Source organism: Streptomyces sp. NPDC041122, from assembly GCF_055592445.1.
Genome location: NZ_JBVIYQ010000005.1, coordinates 343166 through 355265, shown reverse-complemented (window position 1 = coordinate 355265; position 12100 = coordinate 343166). Strand labels below are relative to the sequence as shown.

Here is a 12100-nt window from a genome sequence, read left to right as displayed (position 1 = left end):
ACTGGGTTACGGCAACGACTTGGAGGTGACCGCCGTGGCACTCTCGATTTCGGCGGTGGTGCTGCTGGCGATCATCGTCTTCCTGTTGGTCAAGAAGTCAGGTCTCAAAGCGGGGCACGCGGTCGTCTGCACGCTGCTCGGCTTCTACCTGGCGAGCTCGTCCGTCGCGCCGACCATCAACGAGCTGACGACCAACGTGGCGGGGATGATCGGCGACATCAAGTTCTGAGCCGGGGGCTCGTAGGGTGGTCCCATGACGGAACTGCCCGCCCGGCGCCTGCTGCTCGTGCACGCGCACCCCGACGACGAGTCGATCAACAACGGCGTGACCATGGCCAAGTACGCGGCCGAGGGCGCGCATGTCACGTTGGTCACCTGCACGCTGGGCGAGGAGGGCGAGGTCATCCCGGCCGAGCTCGCCCACCTCGCCGCCGACCGCGAGGACTCCCTGGGCGCCCAGCGCATCGGGGAGCTCGCGGCCGCCATGAAGGCGCTCGGGGTCACCGACCACCGCTTCCTCGGCGGCACCGGGCGCTACCGCGACTCCGGGATGATGGGCGTCGAGCAGAACCACCGCCCCGGCGCCTTCTGGTCCGCCGACCTCGACGAGGCGGCCGCGTACCTCGTCGAGGTGATCCGCGAGGTGCGCCCGCAGGTCCTCGTCACGTACGACCCCGACGGCGGGTACGGCCACCCCGACCACATCCAGGCGCACCGCGTCGCCATGCGCGCCGCAGAGCTCGCCTCCGAGCCGGCCTTCCGCGCCGACCTCGGCGAGCCGCACACCATCGCCAAGATCTACTGGAACCGCGCCCCGCGCTCCGTGGTCGAGGAGCGCTTCCGGCGGCTGCCGGACGCGCTGGGCCGCTCGCCGTTCGCCGCGCCGGCCGCCGTCGCCGACGTGCCGGGCGTCACGGACGACGAGCGGATCACCACGCAGATCGAGGGCGGCGGCCACTCGGCCGCCAAGGCCGCGGCGATGCGCGCCCACGCCACCCAGATCACGGTGAGCGAGCCGCTCTTCGTCCTCTCCAACCAGCTCGCCCAGCCGATCTTCGATGTGGAGTATTACGAGCTGGTTCGGGGAGAAGTGTCCGCACAGGGATCGTCCCGTGAGACGGATCTCTTCGCGGGACTCGAAAGGATGACGGATGTGGCCGAGGTGACCGCGCTGTGAGTACGCGATCCCGTGCGTCGTCGGGGGCCGGTTCCGCTTCCGGCTCCGGGAAGCCCGGTGCCGCGAAGGCGGCCGGCGCGAAGCCCGCCACCCGGCAGCCCGTCGCCGCGCCCCCGGGCAGCTTCCTCGCACAGCCGTTGCGGGCGGGGCGAGTTGCCGCCTGCGCCGGGCTCTTCGTGCTCGGCGCCGTCGTCGGTGTCGCCGGGGCGCTCGTCCAAGGCGGTTTCTTCCCCGCCGGGTTGCTGCTCGCGCTCCTCGGCGCGGCCGGCCTCTTCTACGGCGGGTCGCGGGCGATGGGCACCAGAGCCGGGGCGGTGGCGCCCGCCGCGGGCTGGCTGGTCGCGGTCCTGCTGCTCACCGCCACCAGACCGGAGGGCGACTTCCTCTTCGGCGCGGGCCTCGGCAGTTACGGCTTCCTGCTCGGCGGAATGGCCGTGGCTGTGATGTGCGCCACGCTCGGGCAGGGGCCGCAACCGAGCGGTGCCGCCGCCCGACTTGGCAAGTGACGTACCACTTCGGCCCGTGTTCCGCACGGGTTTGACGCCGGTCACGGGATGAGTGCCGACGGCGGCCAGTATGGTGGTGCGGCCGCCGAGCCTCCCCAACCTCCGGCCGGGGGGACCCCGGATGAGGTCGAGACGGGCGGCGGAGTCAACCAGGAGAACCTGCCTTGAGTCGTGAAACTGACAGTTCGTCCTCCGGCCCCCAGGGGCGCGGTGGAGCCGCATACCCCTCGGGGACGCCGCCCTACGGCTCCCCGGCCCAGGGCGCCGGCGCCGACGGCGCGGACGGAGCGCGGCGGCAGGCCGCCGAAGAGCGGCCCGACGAGCCCGAGACCCAGACCACGCTGACCACCCGCATCCGGATCAACATCCCCGGCTCGCGGCCCATCCCGCCGGTCGTCATGCGCACGCCCGTCGGTGACGACGACGCGCGCGGGAACTCCTCGGCCGCGAACGACGACGGCCGCGGCGACGCCGGCGCGCCGGGCGCTCCCGGCGCGGGCGGCACCCTGGGCTCCGGAGCCCCGCTCGCCGGAGGGTCTGGATCCGGTTCCGCTTCCGGTGCCGGCACGGGTGCGGGCGGTGGCTCGGGCGATGGCGCTCCGGGAGCTTCCGCGGCGGCCGAGGAGAAGACGAGCGACTGGTTCGCCCCGCGCAAGTCGGCGCGGCCCGAGGGCGGCCAGGGGGCGGGCCCCGGCGCGAACGGGTCCGGCGGCCCCGGTGGTTCCGGTACCGGCTCCTTCGACGTGTCCGGCGCCGTGGCGTCGGGTCCGCTCGGCACGGGCGCCCCGCAGGGCGGCGACGCGCAGCGCGGCGACCTGCCGTACTTCTCGGCCGGTACGGGCACGGGTCCGGGCACCGGTGCCGGCGCCGGCATGGGGGCGGGCGGCTCACGCGACGCCCTGGACTCCCGCAATCCCTCGGGCCCGACCGGCGGCCCGGTCACCGGTGACAGCCCCGTGGCGCCCCCCGGCTCCGGTCCCCGCCCCGCGGCGCCCGGCGGACCGGGCATCCCCGGTGCACCTGGCGGCCCCGGCGCCCCGGCCAACTCCGGGGCGCGGCCGCCCCGTTCCGGCGCCATGGGCGACGACACCGCGATCCTGACGCCGCAGAAGGCCGGACCGGTCTCCCCGCCCGGCGGCCCGCGGCCCCCCGTCGGCGGCCAGGTGCCCGGCGCGCCCGGGGCTCCTGCCGGCCCCGGTGGCCCGGTCCCCGGTGGCAACGTCTCCGGTGAGACGCTGACCAGCGGCATCCCCGTGGTGCCGCCCGCGCAGGACAGCTCCCCGTTCGCGCCCGGACCGCAGGGGGACGGGCCCGTCCCGCACACCCCGCCGAAGCTGCCCGAGCCGGTGCGCTCGGACGTGCCGCCCGCCGCCCCCGCTCCGAAGGCGAAGAAGAAGGGCCGCAACAAACTGGTCCTCCTCGCCGCCGCCGTGGTCGTCGTGGCCTGCGGCGCGTACGGCGCGGGCCTGTTGATGAACCACGCCGACGTCCCGAAGGGCACCACGGTGCTCGGCGTCGACATCGGCGGCGGCACCCGCGACGAGGCCGTCAAGAAGCTCGACGACGCCATCGGCGCCCGTGTCACCAAGCCCCTGAAGCTCTCGGTGGACGGCGCGCCCGTCGCGCTCAAGCCGGACCAGGCGGGCCTGACCGTCGACAGCCAGGCCACCGTCCGCGAGGCCGCGGGCAGCGACTACAACCCGGTCTCCGTGGTCGGCTCGCTCTTCGGCGGACAGCGGGTCGTCGAGCCCGTCATGCCCGTCGACGAGGAGAAGCTGGCGGCCGCCCTGGAGCGCGCCGCGGGCGGCTCGGGCACGGCGAAGGAGGGCACGGTCAAGTTCGAGCCCGGCAAGGCCGTTCCCGTCTACGGCAAGGTCGGCAAGGGCATCGACCCGAAGGCGTCGACCTCGGCCGTCGCCGACGCGTACAAGAAGCAGGTCGAGACGGGCAGTGCGGGCACGGTCCAGGTGCCGACCACCACCCGCAGGCCGACGGTCTCCAAGGCCGAGGTCGACAAGTTCATGACCCGCTTCGCCGAGCCGGCCATGTCCGCCAACGTCATCATCAAGGCGGGGACCAGGTCGATCCCGTTCGGCCCGTCCAGGTCGCTGCCGAAGATCCTGGAGACCCAGGTCGTCAATGGCGGCACCCTGGAGGTGCACTACAACCTCGAGGAGCTCAAGAAGCTGTACGGCAACGTCTTCGACGGCGTGCTCATCCAGCGCGGCAACGGCGACAAGACGCCGGTCCAGCCCACCGACGTCGCCCAGGCGATGGGCAAGGCGCTGGTCGGCAAGACGCCCGCCGAGCGGACCGGCGTGATCGAGACGAACGCCAGCTGATCCTCGTACGGCCATGGAGGCCGGACGGCTTTCCCGGGTGACCGGGAGAACCGTCCGGCCTTCGGCATGACATCTGTCATCCCGGAGACACCACATCCGGCACTGCCGCCGCCACCTGCGATTTTGTGACGATGGTGGACATGAAGACGACCACAGCACCGCCCGCCGCCGCCGGGGCCGCGGCCCCGGTCACCGCCGCGGTGAGCTTCGAGCGGGTGACCAAGAGCTACGGAGAGGTCCGCGCCGTCGACGGCCTGACCCTCGACCTCCACCCGGGCGAGACGGTGGCCCTGCTCGGGCCGAACGGCGCGGGCAAGTCCTCCACCCTCGACCTGCTGCTCGGACTGCGGCGCGCGGACAGCGGGACGGTACGGGTCTTCGGCACGTCACCGCGCGAGGCGATCGCGGCCGGCCGGGTCGGCGCGATGCTGCAGAGCGGCGGCCTGATGGGCGAGGTCACCGTCCGCGAACTGGTCACGCTCGCCTGCGACCTGCACCCGAGGCCGCACCGCGTGAACGACGTGCTCGCCCACGCGGGCATCACCCAGATCGCGGACCGCAAGGTCGACAAGCTCTCCGGAGGGCAGGAGCAGCGCGTCCGCTTCGCGCTCGCCACGGCGGGCGCCAATGACTTGATCGTCCTCGACGAACCGACCACCGGCATGGACGTCACCGCCCGTCAGGCGTTCTGGGCCACCATGCGCGAACAGGCGGACCAGGGCCGCTCGGTGCTGTTCGCCACGCACTACCTGGAGGAGGCCGACGCGATCGCCGACCGCGTCCTGGTCCTGCACCGCGGCCGCCTCCTCGCGGACGGCACCGCCGCCGAGATCAAGGCCAGGGCGGGCGCCCGCAAGGTCGCCTTCGACCTGGAGGGCCCGGTCGACACGGCCGCCCTGAAGGGACTGCCGTTCCTGACCACGCTGGACGTCTCCGGGCGCTCGGTCCGCATCCAGTCCACCGACGCCGACGCCACCGTGCACGCGCTGTACGGGCTCGGCCTCTACCCCAAGAACCTCGAAGTCGCCGGGCTCGGTCTCGAGCAGGCCTTCGTGGCGATCACCGAGGCCGAGGAGGCCAGGACCCGATGACGAACGCCTTCGCCTCGCGCAGTCTCATCAAGCTCGAGATCACCCGCGCCCTGCGCAACCGCAAGTTCCTCTTCTTCTCCGTCATCTACCCCTCGGTGCTCTTCGTGATCATCGCGGGCAGCCAGAGCACCGCCGACAAGGTGCCCGACACCCACCTGTCCGTCCCCGCCTTCATGATGGTCTCGATGGCGTCCTTCGGCGCCCTCACCGCGGTCCTCATGGGCAACAGCGAGCGCATCGCCAAGGAGCGCGAGAGCGGCTGGGTGCGTCAGCTGCGCCTGACGGCGCTCCCCGGGCGGGGTTATGTCCTCGCCAAGACCGCCAGCGCGGCGGTGGTGAGCCTGCCGTCGATCGTGGTGGTGTTCGCGGTCGCCGGGATCTTCAAGGGCATCCGGTTCGACGCCTGGCAGTGGCTGGCGCTGACCGGCGCCATCTGGGCGGGCAGCCTCTGCTTCGCCGCGCTCGGCGTGGCCATCGGCTACCTCGCGACCGGTGACGCGGTCCGCCCGATCACGATGATCATCTACTTCGGGCTCTCCATCCTGGGCGGCCTGTGGATGCCGGTGACCACGTTCCCGCACTGGCTCCAGGAGACCGCGTCCTGGCTGCCCACGCACGCGTACGCTGCCCTCGGGCAGGCCATCGAGCTGGGCGAGGCACCGCACGCGAAGGACATCACGCTTCTGGTGGCCTACTTCCTCCTCTTCGCGGGCGGCGCGGCCTGGCTGTACCGGAAGGACACCCTGAAGGCGTGAGCGAGACCGACACCGCGCGCGAGACGGCCGCCGCGGGCAACGAGCTCCACCCCGTGTACACGTTCGGGCGGCCGCCCCAGGGCCGCCGCCAGTTCCTGGCCAAGTCGGGCTGGATCGGCGTCTGGTTGGTCTTCCTGAGCTCACCCGTCAAGGACCTGACCGACGGCCGCCACACGGTCCTCGCCACGGTGCTCGGCTCGCTCGGCCTCGCGCTCTTCGTGGCCTGCTATCTGACCCTCGTCTTCCGCTACACCACCAAGATCCTCCAGTGGGGCCCGGTCGCCGCCTCCTTCGGGATCCTCGTGGTGCTCGCGACGGTGCTCGGCTTCAGCCTCGGCGACCCCTGGCTCGGACTCTTCGTGTACGTCTCGGTCTCGGCGGGCGCCGTCCTGCCGATCCGGTACGCGCTCTGGGCGATCCCCGCGGTCACCCTGCTGATGATCGTGGTGGGTCTGCGCGACGACGGCCTCGGCGATCTGATCGCCAATCTCGGGGTGATCACCCTCCTGGTGGGGTTCGCGATGTCCGGCGTGCGCGAGCTGATCCGTACGACGGTCCAGCTGCGGCAGGCCCGCGCCACCGTCGCCCAACTGGCCGCCAACGAGGAGCGGTTGCGGCTCGCGAGGGACCTGCACGACCTGCTCGGCCACTCGCTCTCGCTGATCACCCTCAAGAGCGAGCTCGCCGGGCGGATGCTCCCCGCCCATCCGAACAAGGCGGCCCAGCAGGTCGCCGACATCGAACAGGTCAGCCGCCAGGCGCTGGTGGACGTGCGCGAGGCCGTCTCCGGCTACCGCAGGCGCACCCTCGCCGGTGAACTGGCCGGCGCCCGCACCGCGCTGACCGCCGCGGGCATCGACCCCGAGGTACCGCTGGAGCCGCCCGCCGAACTGCCGGGCGAGGAGGCGGAGGCGGTGCTGGCCTGGGCGCTGCGGGAGGCGGTGACCAACGTCGTGCGGCACAGCGGGGCGCGGCGCTGCACGGTGGAGTTCACGGTGCGTCAGACGCTGGCGGGGCGGCTCCTCGAACTCTCCGTGGAGGACGACGGGGCGGGCGGCGCGGGGGCGCCCGCGGGCAACGGTCTGACGGGCCTCGGCGAGCGTGTGGCGGCGGTCGGCGGGTTCCTGGAGGCGGGTCCCGCGGGCCGGCGCGGGTTCCGTCTGGCGGCTCGGGTGCCGATGGCGGGCGCGGCCGTAGGATCCCCCTCATGAGCAGCGGGAACAGCGGGTTCAGCGGGAACGGCGAGGCCGGCGGGAGCGGTGCGGACGGCTCGGACGGTACGGGCGGCTCGGGGGGCGTCATCAGGATCCTGCTCGCCGAGGACCAGGCGATGGTCCGCGAGGCGCTCGCCGCGCTGCTCGGCCTGGAGCCGGACATCGAGGTCGTCGCCCAGGTGGCCCGCGGCGACGAGGTGCTCGCCGCGGTGCGCGGGCACGCCGTGGACGTCGCGCTGCTCGACATCGAGATGCCCGGCATGACGGGCATCGAGGCGGCGGCCCAACTCCGCGCGGAGTTTCCCGCGTTGAAGGTGGTCGTGCTCACTACCTTCGGCCGCCCCGGCTATCTGCGGACCGCCATGGAGGCGGGTGCGCAGGCGTTCCTGGTCAAGGACGCGCCCGCGGCGCAGCTCGCCGCGGCGCTGCGCAAGGTGCTCGCGGGGGAGCGGGTCATCGACCCCACGCTGGCGGCGGCGGCCCTCGCCGAGGGCGCGAACCCGCTGACGGACCGCGAGCGCGAGGTGCTGCGCGCGGCGGCCGACGGCGCCACCAACGCGGAGCTGGCCAAGGCCCTGCACCTCTCCCAGGGCACGGTCCGCAACTACCTCTCGACGGCGATCCAGAAGCTCGCGGTCCGCAACCGCGCGGAGGCGGTGCGCACGGCCCGGGACAAGGGCTGGCTCTGAGGCGCCGCCGAGCCGGTCGGCGCTCCGGCGCCGTCAGTTCAGCATCGCCCGCGCGGCCCGCGCCTGCTGCCGCACCCGGTCCGCCGTGGTCGGCTCGACCGTCGACACCACGTCGGCGTACGCGTCGAGTTCTTTCGCCCCGCCGAGAAAGTCGCCGCGCTGTACGAGGAGTTGGGCCCGCTCGTAGCGCAGCCGGGCCGGATGGGCGGGCAGCAGGAGCGACAACTCCAATGCCCACAAAGCGACTTCGGAGCGTTCGGGGCGGGCCGCGGCCCAGGCGCGGATGTTGTTGAGGATGCGCTGCACGATGTTGAGCGGGTCGGCGGGCGTCAGCATCGACGGCTGGAGGCCGGTGCCCGCCGTGCCGGCGACGAGGTGCTCCGCGTCGGCACCGGTCAGCAGCCGTCCGCCGTCGAAGGGGTCGGCGAGCACCTGCTCGTCACGGGGGCCGAAGCCCACGACGAAGTGCCCCGGCAGCGCCACCCCGTAGACGGGCGCGCCCGCACGCCGCGCGACCTCCATCCACACCACGGAGAGCAGGATCGGCAGACCTCTGCGGCGCCGCAGGACCTGGTGCAGGAGGGAGGAGTCGAGCCGCTGGTAATCACCCGGCGTCCCCTCGAACCCGCACTGTTCGCCGAGGAGTTCGGCCAGCGCGAGCGCCCACGCGCGAGGGCCGCCGGGGCGGAACGGCAGCAGCCCCGCAAGGCGGTCGAGCTCGATCCCGGCGGCGTCGATGCCCCGCTCGTCGAGCGAGACGTCCGCCTCGGCGCCGATCAGCAGGCACAGCAGCGCGAGATCGGGCCGCTCCGACCTCGCCTCTTCGGCGAACCGCCGCCGCCATTCGCCGGACTCCGCGTGCATACGTGCCTCGTGTCTGCCCTCGCCGGGCGCTGTCTGCCGTGCCGTGCTCTGCTCTGTCGTGCCGTTTTCCACGTGCTGGGCGCCGCCGGGACGTGCGCTGTCGTGCCGTGCTCCGCCGGGCCGTGTTCCGCCGCGCCACCCTGCGGGTACCCGCGCCGTGCCCGGCCCTCTCCTGCCGCGCCCGGCCGGATCCGATCCGCCCGTCCCGGTCAGGCGGGGCCGTACCGGTAGTGGTGGTAGGCGTGATGCGCGGTGAAACCCATCCCGCCGTACAGCGCCCGCGCGGCGTCGTTGGCTTCCTCGACCTGCAGCCAGGCCGCCGACGCGCCCTCGGCCAGGGCCCGCCGGGCCAGCGCGGTCATGACCATGGTGGCGAGCCCCTGGCGCCGGTGCTCCCCGGCCACCTCGACCGCCATGAAACCCGCCCAGCGGCCGTCCACCACGCACCGCCCGATCGCGGCCGGGGCGGCACCGCTCCCGGGCACGGAAGCGAACCATACCGAGGGCCCGCTCGCCAGCACCTTGCGCACATGCGCACCGGGCCCGTCGAACCGCCGGTACCGGCGCAGCCAGGCGTCGTCGCAGGCCCGGGAGAGCTCCACGCGCGTCACGTCCGCGTCCAGGTCCCCGACCGGCGCGAGCCCGCCGATGTGGAGCTCCGTGCTCACCTCGCGCTCCCAGCCGCGCTCCGCCAAGCCGGCGCAGAGCAGCTCCTGGGTGCCCTCCGCGCCCGTCGCGGTCTGGATGTACGGCGGCAGGCCGCGCTCCGCGTACCACCCGCGCACGGCCGAAAGCGCCGCGTCGAGGGGGCGTCCCGGATCGCCGAGCGGGAGTACCGAGTTGGCCCGCCGGGTGAACCCGCCCGCGGCCCGCAGCTCCCAGTCGCCGAGGCGTTCGCTCTCCACCGGCTGCCAGGCCCGCGCGGTCACCCGTGCCAGCTCCTCGTAGGAGGCGGCGGGTCCACGCCGGCGCGCGGGCGCGGCCGGCACGACCTTGCCCGCCACGACGGACCGTTCCGGAATCCGGACGCTCTCGCCGTTCCGTCGTGTGATGTGCATTACACCGTCGTCCCACGATACGAGAACGCCCACCGTGTCGGTGAACTTCTCCGTCGGGCCCACAGCATCGCTCAAGCAGCGGACGGACACTCGTTTGCCCACGTCAGCTGGGGTGATACGGACTTCGAGACGCCCGCCCGCAATGAATTCCACGACTCTGTAAGCCCCTCCTGTTCGGATCATGCCCAGGAACGGAGATACTAGGGGCGGGCATCGACGACGCCGCGCTCCCGCGCGCCAGGCGAGCGGAGCCTGAGGACGGCCCGCCAACGCCCGTATCGAGGAGGAACGACAGCGTGACCTACGTCATCGCGCAGCCTTGTGTCGACGTCAAGGACAAGGCGTGCATCGAGGAGTGCCCGGTCGATTGCATTTACGAGGGCTCCCGGTCCTTGTACATCCACCCGGACGAATGCGTCGACTGTGGAGCCTGCGAACCGGTCTGCCCGGTCGAGGCGATCTTCTACGAGGACGACACTCCTGAGGAGTGGAAGGACTACTACAAGGCGAACGTCGAGTTCTTCGACGAGCTCGGTTCGCCGGGTGGCGCGAGCAAGCTCGGTCTGATCGAGCGCGACCACGCCTTCATCGCCGCCCTGCCGCCGCAGAACCAGTAACGGCGGTTCGAGCGTAGCCCCGGTCCCGTACGGCGTCCCGCCGCACGGGACCGCGGCGTTTGCAACGACCAGCACCAGCACGGGAGTCACCACGTGTCCGCAGTCTCCGACAGGCTTCCCACCTTCCCCTGGGACAAGCTCGAGCCGTACAAGGCCACGGCGGCCGCCCACCCCGGCGGCATCGTCGACCTGTCGGTGGGCACCCCGGTGGACCCGGTGCCCGAGCTGATCCAGAAAGCACTGGTCGCGGCCGCGGACTCGCCGGGCTATCCGACGGTGTGGGGCACGCCGGAGCTGCGTGACGCGATCACCGGCTGGTGCGAACGGCGCCTCGGCGCCCGGGGGATCACGCACCGCGAGGTCCTGCCGGTCGTCGGCTCCAAGGAACTGGTGGCCTGGCTGCCGACGCAGCTGGGCCTCGGCCCGGGCGACGTGGTCGCCTACCCGCGGCTCGCCTACCCGACGTACGAGGTCGGGGCCCGCCTGGCCCGCGCCGAGTACGTCGCGTACGACGAGCCCACCGAGCTCGACCCGGCCCGCCTCAAGCTCCTCTGGCTCAACTCGCCCTCGAACCCCACCGGCCGGGTCCTCACCCGCGAGGAGCTCACCCGCACCGTGGCCTGGGCGCGCGAGCACGGCGTGCTCCTGGTGAGCGACGAGTGCTACCTGGAGCTCGGCTGGGAGGCCGAGCCCGTCTCGGTTCTGCACCCGGACGTGTGCGGCGGTTCGTACGAGGGGATCGTCGCGGTCCACTCGCTCTCCAAGCGGTCCAACCTGGCGGGCTACCGCGCGGCGTTCCTCGCCGGGGACGCGGCCGTCCTCGGCGATCTGCTGCAGATCCGCAAGCACGGCGGCATGATGACCTCCGCGCCCACCCAGGCGGCCGTCGTGGCGGCGCTCGGCGACGACGCGCACGTGCGCGAGCAGCGCGAGCGGTACGCGGCCCGCCGCACCGCCCTGCGCGACGCCCTGCTCCGGCACGGCTTCCGGATCGAGCACAGCGAGGCGAGCCTGTACCTGTGGGCGACCCGCGAGGAGTCCTGCTGGGACACCGTGGCCCACCTCGCGGAGCTCGGCATCCTGGTGGCGCCCGGCGACTTCTACGGACCGGCGGGCGACCGCTTCGTCCGGGTGGCGCTGACGGCGAGCGACGAGCGGATCGCGGCGGCGGTCGCGCGCCTGGCCTGAGCCGCGCGGACCCGGCGGCGGACACGGCGAAGGGCCCGGAGCCACCGGCTCCGGGCCCTTCGCCGTGCGTGCCGCGGGATCAGCCGAGCGGCAGGCTCCCGACCGGCAGGTTCTCGGTGGGCAGGCCGCCCCCGGTGAGCGAGTCGGTGGGCAGGTTGTCGGTGGGCAGACCGCCGTCGGTGGCCGTCTCGGCGGTCTCGCCGAGCACCTTGCCCGCGCTGCCCGCGACGTCGCCCGCGGCCTGCTGCGCGGCGGGGGTCGCCGTCTTGCCCGCCCTGCCGACGGCCTTGCCCGCGGCCGGCACGGTCTGCTTCACGGCCTTGCTGCCGGTCTCACCGGCGAGGCCGGTGACGTTCTGCGCCGCACCGTCGACGGTGTCGCCGAGCTCGGCGCCGTCCAGGGCGCTCACTCCGCCCAGGTCGGGGGCGGCCGGAAGGTCAACGGCGCTCGCGGAGCCGGCCGCACCGACCACGGAAGCTGCACCCGCTGCGCTCAGCAGCGCGGCACGGGCGATCCGGCGGGTCAGGGGGAGGGACATGATGCTCCTTCAGACGGGAGAGAACGTTGGGGGTGTCCGGCCGGATCGGCTCCGGCGCCCC

At 73.3% G+C, this 12100-nt stretch carries 13 protein-coding genes; 10 read left to right on the top strand and 3 right to left on the bottom strand.

The features are described from left to right. Nucleotides 1-34 precede the first annotated feature (34 nt). The 8 genes from ACZ6B8_RS20475 to ACZ6B8_RS20440 all read left to right on the top strand — a co-directional run bounded on the left by ACZ6B8_RS20475 (nucleotide 35) and on the right by ACZ6B8_RS20440 (nucleotide 7774). Nucleotides 35-229 carry a hypothetical protein gene (locus ACZ6B8_RS20475; RefSeq protein ID WP_055569071.1) on the top strand — a complete coding sequence of 65 codons (195 nt, stop codon included), beginning with the start codon at nucleotides 35-37 and terminating at the stop codon, nucleotides 227-229. 24 nt (nucleotides 230-253) lie between these two features. Further along, the gene (mshB, locus tag ACZ6B8_RS20470; protein ID WP_471079001.1) at nucleotides 254-1177 is read left to right on the top strand and encodes an N-acetyl-1-D-myo-inositol-2-amino-2-deoxy-alpha-D-glucopyranoside deacetylase; all 924 of its coding nucleotides are present in this window, start codon (nucleotides 254-256) and stop codon (nucleotides 1175-1177) included. Between the two features lie 137 nt (nucleotides 1178-1314). Further along, on the top strand, nucleotides 1315-1683 hold the full coding sequence (locus ACZ6B8_RS20465) for a DUF6113 family protein (RefSeq protein WP_471079918.1): 369 nt from the start codon (nucleotides 1315-1317) through the stop codon (nucleotides 1681-1683). Between the two features lie 164 nt (nucleotides 1684-1847). Continuing rightward, entirely contained in the window at nucleotides 1848-4025 is a 2178-nt protein-coding gene (locus ACZ6B8_RS20460; RefSeq protein ID WP_471608082.1) for a hypothetical protein, read from the top strand. A gap of 140 nt (nucleotides 4026-4165) precedes the next feature. Next, complete coding sequence (locus tag ACZ6B8_RS20455; protein ID WP_471079007.1) at nucleotides 4166-5116, top strand: ABC transporter ATP-binding protein; 951 nt, start codon at nucleotides 4166-4168, stop codon at nucleotides 5114-5116. Beyond that, on the top strand, nucleotides 5113-5871 hold the full coding sequence (locus ACZ6B8_RS20450) for an ABC transporter permease (RefSeq protein WP_471079010.1): 759 nt from the start codon (nucleotides 5113-5115) through the stop codon (nucleotides 5869-5871). Before ACZ6B8_RS20455 ends, ACZ6B8_RS20450 begins: the two co-directional genes overlap by 4 nt. 53 nt (nucleotides 5872-5924) lie before the next feature. After that, complete coding sequence (locus tag ACZ6B8_RS20445; protein ID WP_471608186.1) at nucleotides 5925-7082, top strand: sensor histidine kinase; 1158 nt, start codon at nucleotides 5925-5927, stop codon at nucleotides 7080-7082. Beyond that, nucleotides 7079-7774, top strand: a complete 696-nt coding sequence (locus tag ACZ6B8_RS20440; RefSeq protein WP_471608081.1) for a response regulator transcription factor — start codon at nucleotides 7079-7081, stop codon at nucleotides 7772-7774. The genes ACZ6B8_RS20445 and ACZ6B8_RS20440 overlap by 4 nt, the downstream gene beginning before the upstream one ends. A gap of 33 nt (nucleotides 7775-7807) precedes the next feature. Here ACZ6B8_RS20440 and ACZ6B8_RS20435 read toward each other — a convergent pair whose 3' ends face one another. Then, nucleotides 7808-8638 (bottom strand): transglutaminase family protein, encoded by an 831-nt coding sequence (locus ACZ6B8_RS20435; protein ID WP_471608080.1) that lies wholly within the window; start codon nucleotides 8636-8638, stop codon nucleotides 7808-7810. A gap of 209 nt (nucleotides 8639-8847) precedes the next feature. Beyond that, nucleotides 8848-9849, bottom strand: a complete 1002-nt coding sequence (locus ACZ6B8_RS20430) for a GNAT family N-acetyltransferase (RefSeq protein ID WP_471608079.1) — start codon at nucleotides 9847-9849, stop codon at nucleotides 8848-8850. A gap of 143 nt (nucleotides 9850-9992) precedes the next feature. On the opposite strand from ACZ6B8_RS20430, the gene fdxA reads away from it, so the two are divergent. Then, nucleotides 9993-10313, top strand: coding sequence for a ferredoxin (fdxA, locus tag ACZ6B8_RS20425; protein WP_030573070.1), 321 nt, complete (start codon nucleotides 9993-9995; stop codon nucleotides 10311-10313). A 93-nt stretch (nucleotides 10314-10406) separates the two neighbouring features. Then, the gene (locus tag ACZ6B8_RS20420) at nucleotides 10407-11501 is read left to right on the top strand and encodes a bifunctional succinyldiaminopimelate transaminase/glutamate-prephenate aminotransferase (RefSeq protein ID WP_471608078.1); all 1095 of its coding nucleotides are present in this window, start codon (nucleotides 10407-10409) and stop codon (nucleotides 11499-11501) included. 79 nt (nucleotides 11502-11580) lie between these two features. Here the strand turns inward: ACZ6B8_RS20420 and ACZ6B8_RS20415 are convergent, their stop codons facing one another. Further along, a complete protein-coding gene (locus ACZ6B8_RS20415) occupies nucleotides 11581-12039 on the bottom strand; it encodes an ATP-binding protein (protein WP_471079026.1) in 459 nt (152 codons plus the stop codon). Nucleotides 12040-12100: the final 61 nt, after the last annotated feature.